This is a genomic window from Sporosarcina sp. FSL W7-1283 (assembly GCF_038003105.1).
Classification (GTDB): domain Bacteria; phylum Bacillota; class Bacilli; order Bacillales_A; family Planococcaceae; genus Sporosarcina; species Sporosarcina newyorkensis.
Map to the genome: position 1 here is coordinate 2,920,461 of NZ_JBBOOL010000001.1, position 23,399 is coordinate 2,943,859.

Annotated in this window: 22 protein-coding genes; 4 read left to right on the top strand and 18 right to left on the bottom strand. The window is 44.0% G+C overall.

Annotation, left to right across the window (positions count from 1 at the left end; genetic code table 11):
• The first annotated feature begins 209 nt into the window (after positions 1-209).
• Entirely contained in the window at positions 210-803 is a 594-nt protein-coding gene (gene clpP, locus MKY93_RS15300; RefSeq protein WP_078817902.1) for an ATP-dependent Clp endopeptidase proteolytic subunit ClpP, read from the top strand.
• A gap of 45 nt (positions 804-848) precedes the next feature.
• Here the strand turns inward: clpP and MKY93_RS15305 are convergent, their stop codons facing one another.
• From MKY93_RS15305 to hprK, 12 genes are all read right to left on the bottom strand, one after another.
• Positions 849-1,109, bottom strand: coding sequence for an HPr family phosphocarrier protein (locus MKY93_RS15305; protein ID WP_009498269.1), 261 nt, complete (start codon positions 1,107-1,109; stop codon positions 849-851).
• A gap of 51 nt (positions 1,110-1,160) precedes the next feature.
• Positions 1,161-2,093: a DNA-binding protein WhiA gene (gene whiA / locus MKY93_RS15310; protein ID WP_340760002.1), complete on the bottom strand. Its 933-nt coding sequence runs from the start codon at positions 2,091-2,093 to the stop codon at positions 1,161-1,163.
• Positions 2,094-2,135: 42 nt separating this feature from the next.
• Entirely contained in the window at positions 2,136-3,131 is a 996-nt protein-coding gene (locus MKY93_RS15315; protein ID WP_009498271.1) for a gluconeogenesis factor YvcK family protein, read from the bottom strand.
• Complete coding sequence (gene rapZ, locus MKY93_RS15320; RefSeq protein WP_009498272.1) at positions 3,109-3,996, bottom strand: RNase adapter RapZ; 888 nt, start codon at positions 3,994-3,996, stop codon at positions 3,109-3,111. Before rapZ ends, MKY93_RS15315 begins: the two co-directional genes overlap by 23 nt.
• A gap of 6 nt (positions 3,997-4,002) precedes the next feature.
• Complete coding sequence (locus MKY93_RS15325; RefSeq protein ID WP_221836865.1) at positions 4,003-4,479, bottom strand: 8-oxo-dGTP diphosphatase; 477 nt, start codon at positions 4,477-4,479, stop codon at positions 4,003-4,005.
• A gap of 197 nt (positions 4,480-4,676) precedes the next feature.
• Positions 4,677-5,627, bottom strand: coding sequence for a thioredoxin-disulfide reductase (gene trxB, locus MKY93_RS15330; RefSeq protein WP_078817900.1), 951 nt, complete (start codon positions 5,625-5,627; stop codon positions 4,677-4,679).
• A 92-nt stretch (positions 5,628-5,719) separates the two neighbouring features.
• A complete protein-coding gene (locus tag MKY93_RS15335; RefSeq protein ID WP_340760006.1) occupies positions 5,720-7,243 on the bottom strand; it encodes a tetratricopeptide repeat protein in 1,524 nt (507 codons plus the stop codon).
• Positions 7,244-7,333: 90 nt separating this feature from the next.
• Positions 7,334-7,855, bottom strand: a complete 522-nt coding sequence (locus MKY93_RS15340; protein WP_078817898.1) for an acyltransferase — start codon at positions 7,853-7,855, stop codon at positions 7,334-7,336.
• Complete coding sequence (gene ppaX, locus MKY93_RS15345) at positions 7,852-8,508, bottom strand: pyrophosphatase PpaX (protein WP_340760938.1); 657 nt, start codon at positions 8,506-8,508, stop codon at positions 7,852-7,854. The genes MKY93_RS15340 and ppaX overlap by 4 nt, the downstream gene beginning before the upstream one ends.
• Entirely contained in the window at positions 8,498-9,472 is a 975-nt protein-coding gene (locus MKY93_RS15350) for a nucleoside recognition domain-containing protein (protein WP_078817896.1), read from the bottom strand. Before MKY93_RS15350 ends, ppaX begins: the two co-directional genes overlap by 11 nt.
• Positions 9,444-10,277 (bottom strand): prolipoprotein diacylglyceryl transferase, encoded by an 834-nt coding sequence (gene lgt / locus MKY93_RS15355; RefSeq protein WP_078817895.1) that lies wholly within the window; start codon positions 10,275-10,277, stop codon positions 9,444-9,446. Before lgt ends, MKY93_RS15350 begins: the two co-directional genes overlap by 29 nt.
• The gene (gene hprK / locus MKY93_RS15360) at positions 10,278-11,228 is read right to left on the bottom strand and encodes an HPr(Ser) kinase/phosphatase (protein WP_078817894.1); all 951 of its coding nucleotides are present in this window, start codon (positions 11,226-11,228) and stop codon (positions 10,278-10,280) included.
• A 157-nt stretch (positions 11,229-11,385) separates the two neighbouring features.
• Here hprK and MKY93_RS15365 point away from each other — a divergent pair, with 157 nt between their 5' ends.
• Entirely contained in the window at positions 11,386-11,937 is a 552-nt protein-coding gene (locus MKY93_RS15365; protein ID WP_340760010.1) for an N-acetylmuramoyl-L-alanine amidase family protein, read from the top strand.
• A gap of 879 nt (positions 11,938-12,816) precedes the next feature.
• Here the strand turns inward: MKY93_RS15365 and MKY93_RS15370 are convergent.
• The 6 genes from MKY93_RS15370 to MKY93_RS15395 form a co-directional block, all read right to left on the bottom strand.
• Positions 12,817-14,013: a DUF4097 family beta strand repeat-containing protein gene (locus MKY93_RS15370; RefSeq protein WP_078817892.1), complete on the bottom strand. Its 1,197-nt coding sequence runs from the start codon at positions 14,011-14,013 to the stop codon at positions 12,817-12,819.
• Positions 14,014-14,097: 84 nt separating this feature from the next.
• Entirely contained in the window at positions 14,098-16,962 is a 2,865-nt protein-coding gene (uvrA, locus tag MKY93_RS15375) for an excinuclease ABC subunit UvrA (protein WP_340760013.1), read from the bottom strand.
• Positions 16,963-16,969: 7 nt separating this feature from the next.
• Complete coding sequence (gene uvrB, locus MKY93_RS15380; protein ID WP_340760015.1) at positions 16,970-18,952, bottom strand: excinuclease ABC subunit UvrB; 1,983 nt, start codon at positions 18,950-18,952, stop codon at positions 16,970-16,972.
• Positions 18,953-19,314: 362 nt separating this feature from the next.
• Positions 19,315-19,572, bottom strand: coding sequence for an IDEAL domain-containing protein (locus tag MKY93_RS15385; protein ID WP_009498285.1), 258 nt, complete (start codon positions 19,570-19,572; stop codon positions 19,315-19,317).
• Between the two features lie 664 nt (positions 19,573-20,236).
• A complete protein-coding gene (locus tag MKY93_RS15390) occupies positions 20,237-21,448 on the bottom strand; it encodes an ABC transporter permease (protein ID WP_340760018.1) in 1,212 nt (403 codons plus the stop codon).
• Entirely contained in the window at positions 21,432-22,178 is a 747-nt protein-coding gene (locus MKY93_RS15395) for an ABC transporter ATP-binding protein (protein ID WP_340760019.1), read from the bottom strand. Before MKY93_RS15395 ends, MKY93_RS15390 begins: the two co-directional genes overlap by 17 nt.
• A gap of 120 nt (positions 22,179-22,298) precedes the next feature.
• On the opposite strand from MKY93_RS15395, the gene MKY93_RS15400 reads away from it, so the two are divergent.
• Positions 22,299-22,724 carry an HIT family protein gene (locus tag MKY93_RS15400; protein WP_040759529.1) on the top strand — a complete coding sequence of 142 codons (426 nt, stop codon included), beginning with the start codon at positions 22,299-22,301 and terminating at the stop codon, positions 22,722-22,724.
• Between the two features lie 127 nt (positions 22,725-22,851).
• Positions 22,852-23,208: a YtxH domain-containing protein gene (locus tag MKY93_RS15405; RefSeq protein WP_340760021.1), complete on the top strand. Its 357-nt coding sequence runs from the start codon at positions 22,852-22,854 to the stop codon at positions 23,206-23,208.
• The last annotated feature ends 191 nt before the right edge of the window (positions 23,209-23,399 follow it).

The following is a 23,399-nucleotide window of genomic DNA, read 5'->3' on the forward strand; positions in this document are numbered from 1 at the left end:
TCAGTGATCTCGTCTGCTGCAAAAATTATAAAAGCTTCTCTAACAGACATCTTCCATTATACCGTGGAATAGAATGAAAAGCAATCTAATTTTTTAAGGCAAATGATTTGACCTTTGTTGACCATCATAGGTAAAATACAATTATAGTTGAAATACCAACTAATTTCAACCGAACGATTATTATGAAGCATTAAAAGGAGGAAGTACCATTGAATCTTATTCCTACAGTTATTGAACAAACCAACCGTGGTGAACGGGCGTATGACATCTATTCCCGCTTGTTGAAAGACCGGATTATCATGCTCGGCAGCGGCATCGATGACAATGTTGCGAATTCGATCGTTGCGCAGCTCTTATTCCTGGAAGCAGAAGATCCGGAAAAAGACATCTCCATTTATATTAACAGCCCGGGTGGAAGTATTACAGCGGGTATGGCGATCTACGACACGATGCAATTTATTAAACCGGACATCCAGACAATCTGTATCGGTATGGCTGCATCCATGGGTGCCTTCTTACTGACAGCGGGAGCACCAGGCAAACGTTACGCATTGCCTAACGCAGAAGTAATGATTCACCAACCACTTGGTGGTGCACAAGGTCAAGCGACTGAAATTGAAATCGCAGCGAAGCGCATCTTGCACTTACGTGAGAAGTTGAATCAAATTTTGGCCGATCGTACAGGTCAGCCGATTGAAGTCATCGCACAAGATACGGATCGTGATAATTTCATGACAGCGGAACGTGCAAAAGAATATGGCTTAATCGATCATATCGTTCAACGCAGCGACATGAAAAAATAAGACAAAAAAGAACCGATTCTTCCCAAAAAGGAGAATCGGTTCTTTTTATTGCTGTTCAGCTTCTACAAAATCCGTAAGATTCTGAAGTGCCAAGTCTTCATCAATGCCGTCTGCCATCAAGATGATCTCAGTGCCTTTGGCAATCGCCAGACTCATAATCCCCATGATGCTTTTCGCATTCACCTGGCGTCTTTCTTTCTTCAAATAAATATCTGCAGTGTATTTATTTGCTTCCTGGACAAATAGTGCGGCTTGTCTCGCCTGTAATCCAGGTTTGATTCCCACTTTCACAGTTTTTTCTACCATATCGTATGCTCCTTTTCTTCCTTTTTTAAGAAGGATCTACTCGTTCTTTCGTTAATTTCCGCGCAATCTTTCAGCGATCTCTTCAATCTTCCGCAAGCGATGATTGACACCCGATTTACTGACAGGCGTCCCTGTCACCAGCTCGCCCAATTCTTTTAACGTAACATCTTGATGAGCTACGCGTAATTGAGCAATTTCTTGCAGACGCTCCGGCAATTGATCGAGCCCGATCGTCTGTTCAATCAACTTAATATTCTCTACTTGCCGTTGGGCCGCACCAATCGTTTTATTCAGATTGGCGGTTTCGCAATTCACTAGTCGATTTACGCTATTCCGCATATCCCGCATAATCCGGACATCCTCAAATTTCATGAGAGATACATGCGCACCGATTATACCTAGGAAATCGGATATCTTTTCAGCTTCCTTCAAATACGCGATAAATCCTTTTTTTCGCTCTATAGATTTCGCATTTAATTGGAATCGATTCATTAACTCGACTAGTGATTCGCTATGTTCTTGATAACTTGAGAACACCTCCAAGTGATAGGAAGACGTCTCAGGGTTATTGACGGAACCTCCTGCCAGGAAAGCTCCGCGTAAGTATGCACGCGCACAGCAGTCGTCTTCAATGAGCTGCGGGTCGATTCGGTTCACCATTTGAAAATCATGCGTCATAATGGACAGTGTTTCCAATAAATCCTTAGCACCTTCCCGAATACGGCAAATATAAATATTATTTTTCTTCAAACGCATTTTCTTCCGTACAAGCATCTCTACTTTATAAGGATACAACTTTTTCAAGTTAGAATAAAGTCGTCTTGCTATCGCTGCATTTTCTGTTTGAACATCAAGACTTAATTGTTTATTGGAAAAAGACATCACGCCATTCATTCGAATAAAAGCTGCGATTTCTGCTTTCGTACAGCAGTCCTCCGCTTCAATTTGCGTCAATTCCTTTTTCGTTTTGGATGCAAAAGACATGATATTCCCCCTTTTTCGGCGATCTTCATATCTATCCGCCTTCTACGTTCTCTCTATATAGCGCATCAACACATCCGCCACGTCTGCCGATTTATGCATTATCGTTCCATTATATACAGTAGCAATTTCTTGTACAAATACTTCAGGCACGAGCGCTTGAAGCTTATCTAGATCGTTTTCGACCAACCACGGCTCCGTTTCTTCTCCAACACTTTTGTAAGCGCGTCTGAAGGCTTCTACATTATTAACGAGGACAGCATCCAGGAAAGGCTCTCCCGCGTGGTCATACAGCGCCTGAACGTGCTCAGAAGCAGTATAGCGGAAAGTCTCTCCTCTTTGTGTCGTCAAATTACCGACATAGACCTTCTTCGCGGTACTTTGGAGAACTGCGTCCCGAATATCTTGCACAAGTATGGTCGGCAAAATACTAGTATACAAGCTGCCAGGCCCAAACACGATCAAATCCGCCTTTTTGATCGTCGCCGCGGTCTCCGGCAACGGCTTGACATCTTCCGGTGAAATAAATACGTTTCGGATTTTTCTACCATAGAGAGGTATTTTGGATTCACCTGTAATTATTGAACCATCTTCAAGCTCAGCATGCAAGGTTATACGTTGATTTGCTGCCGGCAAGACTTTTCCTTTTATATTCAGCACGAGCCCCATCTGCTCAACCGCCCGCGCAAAATCTCCAGTAATTGTTGTTAACGCGGTCAGCATGAGATTTCCGAGTGAGTGGCCTTTCAGATCATCGGACCCTTCAAAACGGTATTGGAACATCTTTTCGATCAACGGTTCTACGTCTGAAAGCGCTGCCATAACCTGTCGGATGTCCCCTGGCGGCGGGATGTCATACTGATCGAACAATCGGCCCGAACTACCTCCGTCATCTGCTACTGTGACAATCGCTGTCAAATCAATAGGATAGCGTTTCAATCCACGCAAAATGTTTGAAAGGCCTGTTCCACCGCCGAACACAACAACTCTTTTTATAGTAGTGGATGGCATAGCAATGTCACACCTTTCTTTTTTCGACATCCCGGTGAGAAACAAACGTTGGGTAATCCTCTTTGAATTCTTTCATGAAGTATTCGGCAAGTGTGACGGAGCGATGTTGACCACCTGTACAGCCAAATGCGATGACTGCCTGCCCTTTTCCTTCTTGCTTATACTGCGGGATCAGGAATCTGAAAAGATCCGTCAATTTATCAATCAATACTTTTGTGTCATTCCACTTTAAAACGTATTCAGAGACTTCCGTATCCAATCCAGTCATTGGACGTAATTCTTCCAAATAATATGGATTCGGTAAAAATCGGACGTCAAATACGACATCTGCATCGATCGGCATTCCATGCTTAAATCCGAATGAAACAAAATTCAACGTAAACGTCGGCTCACCTGCCTTGGAAAATTCCCGCATAATCTTTTCACGTAATTGTTTCGGCTTTAACTGGGACGTGTCATAAATCGATCGCGACAAGCCTTTTAATTCCGTCAGTAAAATACGTTCTTTCCGTATGCCTTCGAGCAACACGCCACCTTCGGATAAAGGATGAGAGCGACGCGTTTCCTTATAGCGTTTAACAAGCGTTTCATCATTCGCATCAAGAAATAACAAACTCGCCTTAACGCCATCCATTTTGAACAACTCATCCAAAGCAGTGACCAATGAATCAAACAGGCTGCCACCGCGTGTATCCATCACCGCGGCAATGCGTCTCATCTGATTATCGGATTTCATCATCAATTCCAAGAATGTCACAAATAATTCGGGTGGCAGATTGTCGATACAATAGAAGCCCATATCCTCAAAACATTGCATAGCAACCGTTTTTCCAGCACCTGACATTCCGCTAATAATTACAACTTCATATTCATTTGAAACATGTGGTTGATCCATACTATTCTATTCACCTTCCATCGATTGTTGTAGCGACTCACGCAATAAACGAAATTGCTCTGTATAATAAAACGTTCCATATTGCGTACCTTCATGATGAATCGCAAACAATAAATTGGAACGATCTCCTTCCGCCATCGGTAATGTATGCAGACTCTCTATAGGATGCCATTCCAGCTCTCCTTCTACTGTTGTTTCCAACAGTTCACCCGAATAATCATGTGCAATGAATGTGAAAAGGAGCCATTCATTCAATAATGCCTCGCCCTCATCATCCATGATCATCATTGTATAGACCCCTTTAAGATGCGGATTGATGGGACACGCTCCAGTTTCCTCTACGAATTCGCGTATAGCGGCTTCATAGATGGATTCCCCCTCATCAATTTTCCCTCCCGGAGCCACATACCATCCGCGTCTCGGTTTCTTCAGCAAAAGGACTTGCCCATCTTTGACTACGAGTAAATTAGCAATTTTTTGCATATGTAGTTCCCCACTTTTCAAGTATGTAGTACTAGTATACAATGCTTTCCGGAAAAACGACAAAAAAAGGAGGCTATTCACGGAAGTTTGTTACCGCAAATAGCCACAAAGTTGCTATATTGTAAAAAGGGGGTCTTGACTACCTATACAATAACCTTTCTACATTGCAAACCTGTTACATTGAAGTTACGAATCGATTAAGCTTTTGCTTCTTGTTCTTCCATCAATTCTTCAATATACTTCTGAGCCGCTTGTGCAGCGATACTTCCGTCTCCCGTTGCTGTAACAACTTGACGCAACAGTTTTTCACGAACATCGCCCGCAGCGTAGATTCCAGGTATTTTCGTTTCCATGATGTCATTCGTTTCGATGTATCCATTCTCGTCCAAGATACCAAGTTCCTTGAATGGCCCCGTAAGAGGATCCAATCCGATATAGACGAACATCCCTTCCGTTTCCATCTCGCGCTCTGATCCATCTTCAGTTGACACTAATGTCACAGATCCGATCTTGCCATCTTTCTCGTTCACTTGCTTCACTGTCGTATTCCAAATGAAATCAATCTTTTCATTCGCAAATGCACGTTCTTGCAAAATCTTTTGTGCCCGCAGTTCATCACGGCGATGAATGATCGTTACCTTGTTCGCGAAACGCGTCAAATATGAACCTTCTTCAACCGCAGAATCTCCGCCGCCAATTACGACGATATCTTTGCCACGGAAAAATGCTCCATCACATACCGCACAATAACTGACACCGCGGCCCGTCAACTCCGCTTCGCCCGGGATGCCCATTTTACGGTATTCCGCGCCTGTCGTAATAATAATAGCACGTGCCTTATAGCTCTTGTCGCCCACATGAATCGTTTTAAATTCGCGGCCGTCTTTAATCTCCGTAACGTCCCCGTAAGCATATTCTGCCCCAAAACGTTTCGCATGGTCAAACATCTTCGTAGAGAGATCAGGACCTAAAATGCTCTCGAAGCCAGGATAGTTTTCAATTTCCTCGGTATTCGCCATTTGACCTCCCGGCACGCCTCTCTCCAGCATGAGCGTAGACATATTCCCGCGAGCTGTATAAACAGCTGCTGTCATACCCGCTGGACCTGCGCCGATAATAATCACATCATATACTTTATCTATTGACATCGTAGTTGTCCTCCTTAAATATATAAGCTCTACATAAAATCGTAGTGGAATTGCCGCACGAATTCAACTTAAATGCAACATCCAATTTGCTGTCAATCCGTCGTGTAAGGCAAAAATTGGATCAATTCCTGAACATACTTTGTTAAGGTGGCAACAGCTACGTCATATTTCTCTGCCAGCGACTTCTTCGTCACTTGATCATAGCGCGATGATTGGAACATATAGTCTACAGCTGCGGCAATTGCTTTAGGATTTGCAAAAGCATACTCTCCGACCAAAGCATTCTCACATAATGTGAACCACATCTGAAACAAATGTGTCCCTTGCTGATCCAGTGGCATGTACTGTTCATACAGTAAATCACACGTCGTTAACGCTTTTTTCAATGATTTTTCAAAATCGTTCTCTGCTACAAATTCGTAATCCAGGCTATGTGCCAAAAACAACTGTTCCGACGCACTTAACTCCTCCACATTAATATAGCCGGGATGCGACAAAATTTCTTGCAAATGTGAGGACTTGCCTAATAAATACAAGCCAAACATCCGCTCACTGCGATAAGGATTGGAAATCTTCTCGATTAAAAACGAGACATCTTCCTCATACGAATCCGGATCCAACTCATCTTCTAACGATTTCCAAGGCTCAAATCCAGCTTTTGACGGATCCATTTGCAATAGTTTCTCATAAGCCTGCTCTGCCACTTGGCGGTGTCCGGTAAAATAGGCGGCATTCGAAAGCCAGAAGTAATAACCGACATCACCTTGGAAGCCACGCTTCTGCAAACTGCGCAGCCAATAATACGCTTCTTCATAGCGGCCTGTCAGCGCAAATGTCGCTCCGAGTTTGTAACGATGTTCTACTTGATACGGTTTGATCTTAGACAATAACTCCATCATGCTGCCAAGCCGCTCTTCATCTCGTCCGTAATAGAAAAATACGGCTAAATTACAGAGTGCATGAATATTGCCTTTCTCCTCACGAAGTACATCGTATAAAATCTCTTCCGCATGTTTTTCTTTGCCTATATAAAAGTACGCCAGCGCCAAGTTATTGTGGACAGCCCAAGTTTTTGGGTAGTCTGCCAAAAGATCTTCCAGTACATCAATCGCTTGCTCGAAGTTGCCTTCTTCCATCATCCTTCGGGCCTTTTCTTGCATGAACAAGACTTCTCCGTCCGGGACTTCCCCATCTTCGAGATATGTTTCTTCTTGATCGGCAAACTCAACGATTTCGTGCGCTTCCTCGACAAATATTCCATCTGGAGACAATCCGATATACTTGTTCGCATACTGTTTCGCCTCACGCAACAACCCAAGATGCGCATGAACTTCAGCCAAATAAAATGTTGTCTCTTCGTCGTTCGGCTCTAACTCATCCGCTGCTCTCAGCAATTCATAAGCATCCTCAAAACGGCCGACCTCCATGATGAAAACACCATACTCCATCTGGGTCAGTGCATCCTCAGGATTCAGCTCCAATGCGCGTTTATAATATTTTTCAGCGTCTGAAAACTGCTCACGCTGCATAGCCTGCATCGCACGCTTACGATAGAAATCTCCATCTGGCAGAAATGACACAATTTTATCCTTTTTGAACCTTTGTTTTTTATCCAATCGAACTCCTCCGAAAAAGTAAGAGGAACGTTCAAAACGTCCCTCTCTGCAATCTACCTTCTATTATAGCACAACTTATTCACTCGTCATTCATTTGTCTTCCCGGGCAGCCCGTGCCTTCATTTCCTCAGCTGAATAAATGACTTTGACTGGATTTCCGCCCGCAAAAACACCGGCAGGAATATCACGGTTGACTAATGATGCCGCTGAAACGATGGCACCATCGCCAATTTTGACTCCAGGTAAAATCGTCGTATTGGCACCAATTAAGACGTTGCTGCCAATTTCCACATCTCCTATACGATACTCATCGATCAAATATTCATGCGCCAAAATGGTCGTATTGAAACCAATGATTGAGTTATCGCCGACCGAAATGCGTTCAGGAAACATGACATCTGGCACGACCATTAACGCAAATGCCGTCTGTTTCCCTACCTTCATCCGAAGAAATAGACGATACAAAACATTTTTCCAGGATACGAACGGAGTATATCGAGCGATTTGGATGATAATGAAATTCTTTGCTACTTTAAAGATCGAAACAGTCCGATAAATATGCCAAAGTGAATTCGCTTCTCCTTTGGAAGGATAGCGTTCGGTGCGTCTCACGGCCGCTCTCCCTTTAGCACGTCGTATAGATCCGACATATGATGCAACATGAAATCCGGTTTAAATGTCTGCAAATAGTCTTCCCCTTTTAACGCCCAGGCAACAGCGGCAGTGCGTACACCCGCATTTTGCCCTCCTAATATATCATGGAAATTATCCCCTATCATCAGGGCTTCTTCAGGCGTACGGTCTAAGCGCTCTAATGCCAGAATAAGGGGCTCAGGGTCTGGCTTGGCATTCGTCACATCATCCAGACCGATAACTGTCTCAAAATAAGAATCTATTCCAATCAGACGCAAGCCTCTTTCCACCATGTCACGCTTTTTCGTTGAAACAACAGCCATTTTCATGCCCATTTCATACAATCTGCGGAGCGTACCCTCTACTCCATCAAAGGCACTGACCAGTTCATCATGATTCGCTAAATTCCAAACTCTATATTCATCGATTAATTGGTCTGTCATTTCAGGTGCAATTGAAGAAAAGGTGTCATGCAATGAAGGACCGATGAAGGGCAATATTTCCTCTCTTTGAAAACGGCCTGGAAAATGGTCATTCAGTACATGTTGGAAGGTAGAGATAATTAATTCGTTCGTATCTCCCAAAGTCCCATCAAAATCAAACAATAAGGTAGTGATCGGTTTAACAGTCAACAACAGACTCCTCCTTCTCTCTCGGCTGTTTCCACAGCACGCTGACCGTAACAGTCAGCAATATGGCAGTCACAAGCCGTATTAAGAATAATGGCCAAATCGGAATGCCTAACGGTAAGAAGAGCAATGTGTCTTCAATCACCGCATGGCACGCCATTAAGAAAATAAATGCCAAAGTAATATCACGTTTGGAAACTCCATCTTCCTGAACAGCTTGAATCATGACACCTGCCCCATACGCTAGGCCAATTAACAGACCCGCGACAAGTGTCATGGAAGCATTTGGTTTCACGCCAATCAACTTTGTAAATGGGGCGACTCCATTTGAAAAACGTTCCAAATAATTTCGGTCTTTCACGAACTGAACAAATAGCATCAGCGGGATAACGATCAGAGCAAGCTGTAACACTCCGAACGTTGCTTTTTCTGTACCCAAAAGGATAATCTGCCAAATGCCGTCAGGAATAACTTCCGCTTTCGGAGTCAAACCGTATTGTGCGGTTTCCGAACCGCCTGTCCAGAAAAGGTTCAATAGTATGCCAGCAAGCGCTGCCAGTCCAAGACGGACCACAAGGACAAGCCAAAGCTTCACACCAACTTTCAGTGCCACGGCTGTTTCGATAAAAAGATTATGTGCGAAACTGATCATCACGGCTATGATGAATACTTCCTTCACCGTCAACTCTAGGGAGATGATCCCTGCAATCCCCGCATACAAATTCAATGCATTCCCAAGCACAAGTGGAACGGCTGCTTCACCGCGCAAGCCAAAGATATGCATGAGCGGAGAAATGAGTTCCACTAACCAAGGCAGGATAGGCGTAAATTGCAAGATGGTGACGAACAATGTAATAGGAAAAATGATTTTCCCCAGTGACCAAGTGGTTTTCAGCCCAGCCTGCAAACCGCTTTGCAACGTACTGGACAATGAGATATTATTTTTGTTTGTCTTCATAATTTTCATTCACCTTCATCACAAATCTTCGGTATAACAAGATCGCGATCCCAATAATAACGCCGGCAACAGATACCATCTGTGCCGCTCTCAAGCTGCCGATTACATACAGACTGTCCGTCCGCATTCCTTCAATGAAGAAACGACCGATCGAATACCAGATGACATAAAATAAAAAGATTTCTCCGCGCTTCATCTTCAATACTCTTCGAATGACTAGAATTAAAATTAGCCCTACAACATTCCACATCGACTCATACAGAAATGTCGGATGGTAGGTCACTCCTTCGATGGTCATCTGGTTCATAATCCAGTCTGGAATGATCGTGTTTTCTTTAAACGCATCTGAAACAGGACCACCATGCGCTTCCTGGTTCATGAAATTCCCCCACCGGCCGATAATCTGACCGATCAATAAGCCGGGCGCTGTAATATCCGCGACTTTCCAAAACGACACGCCGCGCTTCCTCGTAAAAATAATGGCCGTAATCACGGCACCGATCAGCGCACCATGAATGGCAATTCCGCCGTTCCAGATCTGGATAATCTGGCCGGGATGGTCACGATAATAATCCCAAGTGAAAATGACGTAATAAATACGCGCACTGATGATTGAAATCGGAATCGCCCAAATGAGCATATCCGTCAAAAAGTCAGGGTGCATGCCCCTTCTCAACATTTCACGTTGCACGATGATGAATCCTAATACAATCCCTAATGCAATGAGAATACCATACCAGCGTACTTCTAAAGCTGTATCCGAAGTGCCGATTCTAATCGCGACAGGATTAATCGCAAGTAAAAATAAATTCACTTAGTCGCTCTCCTCTGCTTTCAAAATTTCCGCATTCTCTGCGATTGCTTGGTCCAAACGCTTTGTAAATTCATCCGCTGCATTGAATCCTAGACGCTTCATACGGTAATCCATAGCAGCGACTTCAATGATGACCGCGATATTCCGACCTGGTCTGACCGGAACGGACAAGCGTGTAATTTGTGAATCAAGGATTTCAATCTTTTCCTCATCGATTCCCAAACGATCATAATGCTTATCCTCATCCCAAATTTCCAAGTCGACCGCCAACAGCACCCGCTTATCATCCTTCACTGCACTCGCACCGAATAACGTCATCATATCAATAATGCCAATGCCACGGATTTCCAACATATGCTTAAGCAACTTCGGTGACGTACCGATCAAAACGTTTTCCGATACTTGGCGAATTTCCACCGAGTCATCCGCGACAAGTCGGTGACCTTTTTTAATTAGTTCCAACGCGGTCTCACTCTTTCCAACGCCGCTTCCTCCAGTGATCAAGACACCGACACCATAGACGTCCACTAATACACCGTGGACTGTAGTCATAGGGGCAAGCTGACCGACTAAGTAATTCGTCAGCATGCCGGAAAATTGCGTCGTTTTGTAATCAGTGCGCAAAACCGGAACATTTTTTTCATCCGCCAGCTGACTTAGTTCTCTCGGTCCTTCTTCACCATGTGCAATAATGAATGCAGGCGTATCCTCCGAGCAAAGACGTTCCAAACGTTTTCTTCTCGTAATCGACGGCAATGTTTCCAAGAACGACATTTCCTTGCGGCCGATCAATTGCACGCGCTCCGATGGATAATAATCAAAATAACCAGCCATCTCAAGACCTGGCCGTGAAATATCGCTCATATTGATATGCCGATGAATACCTTCGTGTCCTGCAATCAATTCAAGGCCGAATCGATTCATAATATCTTCTACTGTTAGTTCCCCCATAAAGCTCCCCGCTTTCCAACTCGTGTCATAGCTATCCAAATCTTATTTTAACATGAAGAAAAAGAAATGAAATGGATTTATCCTTGTGATACTTCATACGGGCTGTCTCCTTTTTCAACAAGACAACTATCTACAGAGTAAAGGAGAGTGGATGAAAATGACACTAATCATTCTTGACGCTGGACATGGGCCAAACACGCCAGGAAAGAGGTCCCCTGATGGAAAGCTGCGTGAGTTCCAGTTTAATTCGGCGGTTGCTGCACTTGTTGGAGATCGTTTAAGCCGGGAAGGTATCAATGTTCGATACGTGCATGAGGCTTCACGTGATGTGCCCTTAAACGAACGGACGGCGCTTGCCAATCGATTACGGGCAGATGCGTATGTATCAATCCACGCAAATGCGCATGGTAATGGATGGAGCGAAGCACACGGGATTGAGACGTATATTTATCCACAGGCAAGCAAAAGTTCCTCCGTACTGGCGTCGCTAGTCCAAAAGAACATAATCACCGCCTGTCAACGAACCGATCGCGGTGTAAAGAAGGCGAACTTCGCTGTCTTACGAGATACTCAGATGCCAGCCATCCTGGTAGAATGCGGCTTCATGTCGAATCGCACAGAGGCTCTGTTGCTGCAGAGCAAAGCGTATCAACTGCAATGCGCAAGAGCGATTACGTTTGGGATTCTTTGTTGGGTTTATACCAAATAAAAAAGCCCCTGTCCAATCACTTATTTTGTGATTGGGCAGGGGTTAAAGCTAAAATTAGAGAATTGGTGATTAATAATGGCATCGTTGCTCTACGTTCTAGTCGGACGCTTTCTTACCTCTAGTCAAAGGTTTTGTTAGAATAAAAGATAAGTATTATGATTTACTATCCGAATAGGCGTGTGAAACCACAGCTAGTGAGCGCTCCGGGATTTCCGCTCCAGACGGTACGCTTTCCGGGGGGCGTGGCCTTGAGCCTCCTCGTTCGCTTCGCTTCCTAAGGGGTCTCAAGACGCACGCTGATCCCCCAGGAGTCGACCGTCTTCCGCTCCAATCGCTAATTAGAGTGTAAAGTCATATGGCAAATTCCTTGTAATTTTTATAAATCTAGAAAGTGCTCCCACAGTCAGAGTACAAAACCGGCACTTTTCATTGACTTTGTTAAAGGGCAGAAGTGATTTTAACATCAACAAGCTCACAGGCAATGCTCCATGCCATTTAGCATTTGAACTATTATCACTATTGTTGGAGAACAAAACATTGCCACTTGAAAATTACGATGAACTACACTTTAAAGTTACCGTCACAAAGTAGGGATTCGAGCGAAAGACGGGCGAAATGCAAAAATGTGCTGCCAACGCTTCGCTTATGCTCGCAAAAGCCTTACTTCGTGACGGCTTTTCCTGTGGGATTTAGCGCGAATGATGAGACACTGGACTGAGCGTAGCGAAGGAAGCGGCTCATCCGCGCCCCGCGGAAAGCGTCCGCCTGGAACGTAGATCAACGTTGCCCTTACCACCCCCTATTCTTGTTTCTTCAGCTCAAACACCCGCCCTATCACAAGATAAGTGACAGGGCGGGTGTTTTCATTTTCAAGTATGTTTACAGTTCGATGGAGTTATAGTGAACTAAGACAGACCCGGTTCTGGATTCGCCGTTAACTTGTAAAGAGGCTTTCGTTTCATCGTCGCCGGCTTTGCTGAAACGAATCGTGCGGTGCAGGAATTGCTCTTGCTCTTCCACTCGCGAAACGTCTTTTAGCTGCAAATCCAGTTTTCCCATATTCGACGTAATTTCTCCCCTTAGACCTAGAGTAGAAGGAATATAAAGCTCCACTGTTCCGCTGATGGACTTCGCATCGAGACGTGTAGCTTCCGTTGAAGTCGTTGTCAGACTTACGTTGCCGTTCAATGACTTAGCATCTATGTCTATCAATTCTCCATCCACATACACACGGCCGTTCAATGTTTCGGCTTCGAGTTTATTGCCTCGCACCTTCAACAGACGGACCATTCCATTAGCGGTTTCCAATTCCGCTTCGTCAAATCGAATATGCGCACATTCGATTTTGCCATTGGCAGTTTTGATGCGCAGATTATCAAAATCTACTTTCTCCACTGTACAACCGCCATTCAAAAGACGGACGGAAAGTTTACGGTAAGGCTGCTGGCTAGGCACGTATAATTGGACATTCACTTGCACCATCTTCAAATCACTGCCGATTCGGAGTTTATTGCCATCTTTCACAAACAACAATTTATCGAGGAACTGTGCGCGCGCTTCCGTCTCTGAGTCGTGGTTGAAATGCTTAACAGAGAACTTCGCAGTGATTTCATCACCATCAGACGGAAGGACTTCCACTTTTCCGTGATCTATATGGATAATGATTTCCTCTACATCTTCTGCTGTTTTGTTTTCAGTATGGGTAAAAGAGACGGACTTGCCAAATGGCGCTTCAAAATCGAATGTTTTCACTCTTTGGACAGCCGTATCCATAAATTGCATGAAACGATCTCCCGCCGTCATGAATTCTTTGCGAATATCTTCAAAAAAGTCATCCGCTGAAGATTCATCTGTCGTGTCTTGCGGATTCGTCGATTCTTTCTTTTTCTGTTGCTCATCAAACCAACGGTGATCCTGTTCAGTATGGAGATCGGAATGTTGCGCAGTGGACGGCTTTTCGTCTTGCACGGTGGATTCCGTTTGTTTCCCAAGTGCTTCCAACAATTTCAACGCTTCGTCTGCTGTGATTTTGCCTTCTTCCAGCAAAGTTAATATTCGTCTGCGTTCGTTTTGCATCTCTAGACTCCTCCTTGTTTTGAACATGCTTTTCATTTCCTATCTATTTATACGGCTGCGCTTCATAAAAGTTTCATTAGGAAGTTATTTCCCTGTTTTTCCGATTAGCTCTTTCATACGATTTCGGTCACGTTCCAAGATTGAACGCAAATACTTTCCAGTGTATGATGCCTCAACTTCTGCTACTTCTTCCGGTGTTCCTGTTGCGACAATTTCTCCACCTTTGTCTCCGCCTTCCGGGCCGATATCGATAATATAATCGACGGTTTTGATAACGTCCAGATTATGTTCAATAACGAGTACCGTATTACCGCTATCAACCAAGCGCTGAAGAACGTCTAGCAATTTCGCAATGTCATGAACGTGCAAGCCAGTCGTTGGTTCATCTAAAATATAAAAAGATTTTCCATTCGATCGCTTGTGCAGTTCGGAAGCTAATTTAACACGTTGAGCTTCCCCACCCGACAATGTGGTTGCGGGCTGACCCAGCTGAATATAGCCGAGACCAACGTCTACAATCGTCTGCAGCTTCCGGTGGATTTTCGGTATATTCTCAAAAAACATCATTCCATCTTCAACTGTCATCGCCAATACATCTGCGATATTCTTTCCTTTGTATGTCACTTCCAACGTCTCTCTATTATACCGTTTGCCGTGACACACTTCACACGGTACATAGACATCCGGCAAAAAGTGCATTTCGATTTTAATAATTCCATCTCCGCGACAAGCTTCACAACGACCGCCTTTGACATTGAAGCTGAATCGCCCTTTTTTATATCCGCGCACTTTCGCTTCATTGGTCATTGCAAAGACATCTCGTATATCATCGAATACTCCTGTATATGTTGCCGGATTGGACCGCGGAGTACGTCCGATCGGTGACTGATCAATATCAATGACCTTCTCGAGATGTTCAATTCCGCTGATTTCGTCAAATTTTCCCGGCTTTTGTTTTGAACGGTTCAATTTCTGAGCCAATGTCTTATGCAGGATTTCATTTACGAGCGTACTTTTACCTGAACCCGAGACACCCGTAACAGCGATGAACTGGCCTAAAGGGAACTCAACATCCAAATGTTTTAGATTGTTTTCAGCCGCTCCTTTAATGACAATACTGCGTTCATCCCTAGGTCTGCGCTTTATAGGCAGCGGAATAAATAATTCACCGCTTAGATATTTTCCAGTCAGTGATTTTTTGTTTTTCATGACTTTAGCAGGTGTCCCGGCTGCCACAATTTCTCCGCCTGCTACACCGGCTCCAGGACCGATATCGATTAAGTAATCGGCAGCCATCATCGTGTCCTCATCATGCTCGACAACGATTAATGTATTGCCGATATCTCGCATATTTTGCAAGGTGGAGATAAGCCGGTCATTATCCCTCTGATGCAAACCGATGGATGGCTCGTCCAAGATATAGAGGACACCTGTCAGACGGGAACCAATTTGAGTTGCGAGGCGAATCCGCTGTGCTTCACCACCGGATAATGTGCCTGCAGAGCGTGATAAGTTCAAATAATCCAAGCCAACGTTAATTAGAAAACCTAATCGCTCTTGGATCTCACGCAGAATCATATCGGCAATTTGTGCGTCTTTTTCTGATAGCTGAAGCTGGTTAAAAAAACTCACGGTATCTACAATAGAACGTTCCGTGATTAGACCGATATGCTGACCGTCAATCAATACAGCAAGCGATTCAGGCTTCAAGCGATAGCCGAGACAAGCAGGACATGGCCGCTCCGTCATATATTTTCCCATCTGCTCACGAATGTAATCGGACGACGTCTCATGATAACGCCGCTCAACATTGCGTAAGACTCCTTCAAAATAAATATTGCTGTCGCGGGTACTGCCGAATTCATTTGTATAACGGAAGTGGATTTTCTCTTTGTTAGAACCTTTCAAGAGTTTTTCCAGGTCTTCATCCGCCAGCTCACCGACCGGCACATCCATGGCAATACCATGATGCTTCGCAACGGTTTTCAGCAATTCCGGATAGTATTGTGAACTTGTCGGTTCCCAAGGAGCAATCGCATGCTCTTTCAACGTCAGTTCCTTGTTGGGAATGATCAAGTCGGGGTCCACTTCCAGTTTCATGCCTAATCCATCACATTCTGGACAAGCACCAAATGGACTGTTGAATGAAAACATACGCGGCTCCAGCTCACCAATGGAAAAACCGCAAATCGGACACGCGTGATGCTCACTGAAAAACAACTCTTCTTCGCCAATTACATCTACGATGACATTTCCGTCAGCAAGACGTAATGCCGATTCCAGCGAGTCACTAAGACGTGTTTCAATGCCCTCTTTTATGACAATTCGGTCAATGACAATTTCAATCGTATGTTTTTTGTTTTTATTTAATTCGATATTATCATCTAGATCCATGGTTTCTCCGTTGACTCGTACTCGGACATACCCTTGTTTTTTAATGTCTTCAATTAATTTCGCATGCGTTCCTTTTCGCTCCGAAACGATTGGAGCAAGGACTTGAATGCGCGTTCGTTCCGGCAGTTCCATTACCCGATCGACCATTTGCTCGACGGTTTGCGTGGAAATTTCCGTGCCGTGCAATGGACAGACAGGCTTTCCTACCCTTGCATAGAGCAAACGTAAATAGTCGTAAATTTCAGTAACTGTACCGACCGTCGAACGAGGATTTCGGCTAGTCGTCTTTTGATCGATCGAAATAGCAGGAGACAGTCCCTCTATAGAATCGACGTCAGGTTTGTCCATTTGCCCTAGGAATTGCCGGGCGTATGCAGACAAGGATTCCACATAACGCCGCTGCCCTTCTGCGTAGATCGTATCAAAAGCAAGCGAAGACTTACCGGAACCCGATAATCCAGTAATGACTACTAACTGATCACGAGGGATTTTAACGGTAATATCTTTTAAATTATGCGCTCTTGCACCTTGGATCACTAATTCTTTATTTTTCATCCAGCCTCTACCTTTCTGCCTTCAGTTCTATAATACTGTCCCGTAACTCGGCTGCTCTTTCGAAGTCCAAAGCCTTTGCTGCGTCCTTCATCTCTTTTTCCAATTTTACGAGCAGCAAGCCTCTTTCCTCCTTAGACAGTTTCTTGCCTTCTATTCTGCGCTGTAAGTAAGATTCCGTTTCTTCCGCCACTTGAGTCGCACGGATTACTTCGCGTATCGGCTTTATAATTGTTTGTGGTGTAATGCCATGCTCTTTATTGTACGCAAGCTGTATTTCCCGGCGTCGTTCTGTTTCCCCAATCGCTTTTTCCATTGAATCCGTCATTTTGTCTGCGTACATAATTACGCGTCCTTCAGAATTACGCGCCGCCCGCCCAATCGTCTGGATTAGAGCACGTTCAGAGCGCAGGAATCCTTCTTTGTCGGCATCCAAAATAGCCACTAACGAAACTTCCGGTATGTCGATCCCTTCCCGCAGCAAGTTGATACCAATCAGTACATCGTATGTGCCAAGACGCAATTCTCGTATGATTTCAGTACGTTCAAGCGTCTTCACTTCCGAATGAAGGTACTGCACCTTTATACCGATATCCTTCAAGTAATCCGTCAGATCCTCCGACATTTTCTTCGTCAGTGTCGTAATCAATACGCGTTCATCACGTTCAATGCGCAACTGAATTTCATCCAATAAATCATCGATCTGCCCCTCAATCGGACGCACTTCGATGATCGGATCAAGCAGACCCGTCGGACGGATGATCTGCTCAATCATCTTATCTGTATGCTCAATTTCATAAGGACCCGGCGTAGCGGAAATATACATCGCCTGACTGATATGCTTCTCAAATTCCTCGAACATCAACGGACGGTTATCAAGAGCGGACGGTAAACGGAAACCGTGTTCTACCAATACCTTCTTACGAGCTTGGTCGCCATTGTACATGCCTCGGATTTGCGGCAGCGACACGTGACTTTCATCTACCACAATCAAGAAATCATCCGGGAAGTAGTCAAGCAGCGTATAAGGTGTCGCTCCCGCTTCCCGTAACGTCAAATGTCTTGAGTAGTTTTCGATACCCGAACAGAAACCCATTTCACGCATCATTTCCAAATCATAGCGTGTCCGTTGCTCCAACCGTTGCGCTTCCAGCAATTTATCATTTTCACGCAAATATTTGAGCTGTTGCTCCAATTCAATTTCTATATTTTCAATCGCCTTCAACAATTTCGCTTCCCGCGTTACGAAGTGGGAACCTGGGTAGATCGCTACATGATCCCGATCGCCAATCACTTCACCTGTCAAGGCGTCTACTTCCCGAATGCGTTCAATTTCATCCCCGAAGAATTCAAGACGAATACAGCGTTCGTCGCGTGAAACCGGAAATACTTCCACTACATCTCCTCTGACTCGGAATGTTCCGCGGGTAAAGTTGATGTCATTGCGCTCATATTGAATGTCTACCAGTTTGCGCAATAATTCATTGCGCGGAATTTCCATGTCTCTTCGCAGTGACAGAACCATCTCGTTATACTCTTCAGGAGAACCGAGACCGTAGATACAAGATACGGATGCGACAATCAGCACATCATTACGTTCAAATAAGGAACTGGTCGCAGAGTGCCGCAGTTTATCAATTTCATCATTGATAGAGGAATCTTTCTCAATATACGTATCCGTCTGCGGTACGTACGCTTCCGGCTGATAAAAGTCATAGAAGCTGACAAAATACTCGACAGCATTGTCAGGAAAAAACTCTTTAAATTCACTATATAATTGGCCAGCCAATGTTTTATTATGGGCAATGACCAGTGTTGGTTTATTGATTTCGGTTAGGACGTTGGATACGGTGAAAGTTTTCCCGGTCCCCGTTGCACCTAACAGCGTTTGATGCTTTTTGCCTTCTTTTATACCACCAACAAGGCTCGCGATCGCTGACGGCTGATCTCCTTGAGGTGTATATGGGGCTTGCAATTGAAATGTTTCGTTCAAAAGGTTCCACTCCTATTCTAAAACACCTAGTCCTTCTATTTTACCACAGCTACAGTTTTTTCTAAAGAAATAACGAACGTACGTTTTAAGCTAACTATGTATGTATTTTATTGTACCCTTTAAGTCGTTAAAGAAACTCTTGTCGAGAAGGAATAGCGAAGCAAATAAAACAGACGGACGTATCAAGGCGCCGCCTGACCGTTTCATTTTTTTGTGAATGCATGTTAGTTAAGCTGCACCTCTTCAGACTAGCCATATACCGCACATGAAATATACCTAAGAGGATGATTAATTATCTTCATACAAAAAGAGCTGTTCGAAAGGTCAGATGAAGATGACTTTCCGGACAGCTCTGTCTTATGTTATTTAGGCTGATATTCATATCCTTGTTCTTGAGTGAACTCTTGGAGTTGTTGTGTATACATTTCAAATGCTTCTTCATCGCGACGATCCAACGCGTCATCGATCAGGTTCATAATGCGGGCTTGCGTTTGTTCCCAGTGAATGTGTTGCAGAAACAGATCCCAATAAATTTCATTCAGCAGCTTTTCCGCCTGGAGAGAAGTGCTGTTGTTCCCTACGGCTTTTAAAAATTCAGCATATGAGTTGTTATTGTTCATCTCTCTCACCCCTGATACCTTTTAGTAATTATATATGCAAATAAACCAGAATTGCAACCAGATTATGAACTATTCGAACTTTTGAATGATTTCTATATAGTCAGTTAACAATTTAATAGGTATATATATTCAGATAATTCAACTCTATGAAGGTGACTTATAACGAAGCTACTAGACCGACAATTCGACTGCACCATTTTTGAATGGCGAATTCACAGCTGACATTTATTTTTTTCTCGTCGCTCGACTGACAATGGGTTCGGGACAGAGTATGTGTTATGCGTTGTGCTTTGGCACCGCTTCGCCGCTGGGGGATTGCCTCCCGCCAAGAGCCAACTAGCAAAGAACGCTAGCTGTCTCATGGCTTCGGCCGACCCCGCAGTTGCGGCTTCGCTAGAATCGTCAAAATAATGAGTGTAGTGTTTAAAATTGAGATAGCCTCAGAATCCGGCTTCTTAGTCGGAGGACAATATACAATTAGATACCCAGTGCTTTCGCTTACTAAACGCAGGCGCCTTACAAGCGGTAGGCGGAGAAATGGGACAGACAGGCGATCTTCCTGACTGGCTCATTGTAGAGCCATCCGCAAGCGCCGAAGTGTTTTCAGTGACCATACTCCCGCCACACACTGTGCCTTGCACCTTTTCTAACCCAGCAGCATAAACTAAATTTCTACTTCCTGCTCTTTCGTCAAACGAATAGTAGCCTCACCGATTATAACTGCAACTACTGCAATAAGGACCGGAATCGGACTTAATCCGTACAATGGCAACGCTGCCAACAGGAGGAGGATGGCTTGCAGCATGATTAACTTTCTTACAAGCACGCGAACAGCCTTACTCTGGGACTTTTCCTCTTCTTCCGGAAAAAGCTGATCCATCGTAAACTCAACTCCGCCTTCAAGCGCTAAGATTAGCTGTACCGCTGTCGCGAATGCTAATGCGCCGACGAAGATGAAAGAGACGATAGGTATAGGAATCAGAAATGCACCAAGCGCCGACAATACAGTCAGCCTGAGCCATAGCCAGAATGTGTCGTCGGTCCGGATGAACGTGCGCCCGACAAGATAAGCTTGTACATTTCGGCGTTCGAATCTCGCACTTTTCATTGCGAACTTTAGCCAATTCCGTTTACTGACGGAACCGACTAGATGCGGTACTTCCGTGAAGTAATTGGCAAATCGATAAAAACGCATCATTCGATTTTGTTCCAACTCTATGAACTGCTCATATGGAAATGGCTTTTGAACAGCTTGTTTTTCCCACCACTTTGTATAGAGGATCGCCACTAAGATGCCTGCGATGAACGCAATGGGACTCCAAGTCAATCCGAAATAAATCGCCAAAAACGCCAACACGAAGCGAATCATACGATCTGGCCAGACAAATTCATTGTTGGCAATTCGAACATTGTATTCTGTACCAACAAATAGCCCTTTCAATGCAATAATCAATAACACAGCTAGTATATAGTCAATACCTGTCCCCACTTCCGTAGCTTTCAATAAAGGAAGAGACACGACCACAGCAATGAGCGGCAGAGGTAACTGCGAAAATGTAGACCATGACAGTGAGCGTTTCATGTAACCTGGCAATTGATGTTCTAACGGCAAGAAATAGACGATATCAGCAGGCTTCAGCAATGTCGTGGGTGCAGATTTCATTAAGATCAATGCGATAATGAAGGATACGATCAATGCAGATGGAAAACTGACCGGCACTTCTTTCAACCATTCGCTGTAGGCATATCCGCCCGCTCCGATTGCAAACATGAAGACGATTGCAAGGTGTCCGGTGAATACATAGCGCATATATTTCTGCAATTCATTGACATAATGAAAGAATCGCTGTCCCCAAATATCATGCATGCTGTTCATAATCAGATTCCTCGGTCATCGCAATATATAAATCATCCAACGTTGCATTGGGGCGCCCGAACGCTTTACGCAAATCGTCCATTGTACCGTTCGCCCGGACTCGGCCTTCATGGAGCAAGATGATTCGGTCGCAATATTTTTCCGCTGTCGCAAGGACATGTGTGGACATCAAAATGGATGCACCCGCTTTTTTGCGCTCAATAACTTGATCCAGCAACGCTCGAATCGCCAGCGGGTCTAAACCGACAAATGGCTCATCGATGATATATAATTTCGGCTCCACTAAGAAGGCACACATGATCATGACCTTTTGCCGCATACCTTTAGAAAAGTGGGCAGGAAACCATTTCAAACGTTGCTCCATTCGAAATTCCTTTAATAACTGTTCCGTACGTATTTCAAATTGTTGCTTGTCCAATCCATACGCCATCGCAGTCAGCTCAAGATGCTCCTGTAAAGTGAGCTCTTCGTATAGAACCGGCGTTTCGGGAATATAGCTGAATGACTGCCGATAATGTGCTTTATCGCTAAATGTTGCTCCGTCAATTTTGATTTGACCTTGTAGAGGATTCATCACACCGATAATATGTTTGATTGTTGTACTTTTGCCCGCGCCGTTCAGACCGATCAAACCAACCAATTCCCCTTCTTCTATCTGGAATGAAAGGTCGTGCAAAACCGGCTTGCGCGTGTAACCGCCTGTTACGTGTTCTAGTTCTAGGATTGCCATTATAGTTCCTCCAATCTTCATTTTCATTTTAGCAAAGAAAATATAAAATTGCTCTGTCTGCCTTCGTTAACTATCAGAAAATATGCTACAATACATCCAAACATGAAAGGAAGTGTAGAAATGACCTCATGTATTTTCTGCAAAATTGTTGAAGGCTCCATCCCGGGTGAAAAAGTTTATGAAGATGAGCATGTCATCGCGTTTATGGATATCATGCCCGTCACTAAAGGTCATGTGCTTCTCATACCTAAAACACACCGTGAAAACTTGTATGAATTGACAGAAGAAGAGGCTTCCAACCTATTTAAAGTCGCTCCTAAAATCGCAAACGCATTGAAAGAAGAATTTCAGCCTGTCGGGTTGAATCTGTTACAGAATAACGGTTCTTTTGCCGGGCAATCTGTATTTCATTTTCATATGCATTTTATTCCTCGCTATGATAAATCGGATGGTTTCCAACCTGAATTCAATTCGAAAGTGGAACAATTCCCAATGGAAGTCGTTTCTGAGTTAGCAAATAATATTAAATTGAGATTACAAGCATAAGATGTTTTGATGAAAGCTTTTCCTTAGGAAAGCTTTCTCCTGCATAATAAATGTACGATTTTTTCTTGCCCATCCGTGGCTTGCATGCTTTAATAAAATAATAACCTTCAAAAGGAGTGTTTTCTACATGAAAGCGTCTACATTCTTTATCGGCTTAGCGGCAGGTGCTGTCACTTCCGCCATTACAGTACTATACTCAACTCCAAAACCTGGCAGCGAGTTGCGATCCAGTGTAAAAACAGCTTCGCAAGAGATGAAAGATAAGTTGAAAGATGTCAGAGGTAAAGTAGCGGATCTAAAGGATTCTGTCACAGATTTGACAAAGGAAACAAAAGAACTGGTTCCAGAAACTGTAGAGGAAATGAAAGACTCCGTAGCCGACTGGAAGCGTTCAACTGAACACAATAAAAAACGTTTGGAAAAAGAGATCTCTGCAATCCAAATTGCTTTAGAGGACCTTGAAAAGTCCATTAGCAATCGTTAATTTGGCTGGATAAATCGCCTCTGTGTATCAGTTCAACCACCTGGCTGATCAAAGTGTAAGGAGGGGCTGCAGAATATCGTCGTGAATGTCGACCATATTCTGTAGGCACTTACACCTAGTATTAGTTATTTTATTATTCCGTCTTTTTTATTTGTTGCTTTTTTGCTATAATAAATAAAAAGACTGACAAG

Bases quoted from the DNA above. Each gene is read 5' to 3' on its own strand.
- MKY93_RS15305 (WP_009498269.1), bottom strand. From the start codon at position 1,109: ATGGTAGAAAAAACTGTGAAAGTGGGAATCAAACCTGGATTACAGGCG.
- whiA (WP_340760002.1), bottom strand. From the start codon at position 2,093: ATGTCTTTTGCATCCAAAACGAAAAAGGAATTGACGCAAATTGAAGCG.
- MKY93_RS15315 (WP_009498271.1), bottom strand. From the start codon at position 3,131: ATGTCGAAAAAAGAAAGGTGTGACATTGCTATGCCATCCACTACTATA.
- rapZ (WP_009498272.1), bottom strand. From the start codon at position 3,996: ATGGATCAACCACATGTTTCAAATGAATATGAAGTTGTAATTATTAGC.
- MKY93_RS15325 (WP_221836865.1), bottom strand. From the start codon at position 4,479: ATGCAAAAAATTGCTAATTTACTCGTAGTCAAAGATGGGCAAGTCCTT.
- trxB (WP_078817900.1), bottom strand. From the start codon at position 5,627: ATGTCAATAGATAAAGTATATGATGTGATTATTATCGGCGCAGGTCCA.
- MKY93_RS15350 (WP_078817896.1), bottom strand. From the start codon at position 9,472: ATGAAAATTATGAAGACAAACAAAAATAATATCTCATTGTCCAGTACG.
- hprK (WP_078817894.1), bottom strand. From the start codon at position 11,228: ATGGGGGAACTAACAGTAGAAGATATTATGAATCGATTCGGCCTTGAA.
- MKY93_RS15365 (WP_340760010.1), top strand. From the start codon at position 11,386: ATGACACTAATCATTCTTGACGCTGGACATGGGCCAAACACGCCAGGA.
- MKY93_RS15370 (WP_078817892.1), bottom strand. From the start codon at position 14,013: ATGCAAAACGAACGCAGACGAATATTAACTTTGCTGGAAGAAGGCAAA.
- uvrA (WP_340760013.1), bottom strand. From the start codon at position 16,962: ATGAAAAATAAAGAATTAGTGATCCAAGGTGCAAGAGCGCATAATTTA.
- MKY93_RS15385 (WP_009498285.1), bottom strand. From the start codon at position 19,572: ATGAACAATAACAACTCATATGCTGAATTTTTAAAAGCCGTAGGGAAC.
- MKY93_RS15390 (WP_340760018.1), bottom strand. From the start codon at position 21,448: ATGAACAGCATGCATGATATTTGGGGACAGCGATTCTTTCATTATGTC.
- MKY93_RS15395 (WP_340760019.1), bottom strand. From the start codon at position 22,178: ATGGCAATCCTAGAACTAGAACACGTAACAGGCGGTTACACGCGCAAG.
- MKY93_RS15400 (WP_040759529.1), top strand. From the start codon at position 22,299: ATGACCTCATGTATTTTCTGCAAAATTGTTGAAGGCTCCATCCCGGGT.
- MKY93_RS15405 (WP_340760021.1), top strand. From the start codon at position 22,852: ATGAAAGCGTCTACATTCTTTATCGGCTTAGCGGCAGGTGCTGTCACT.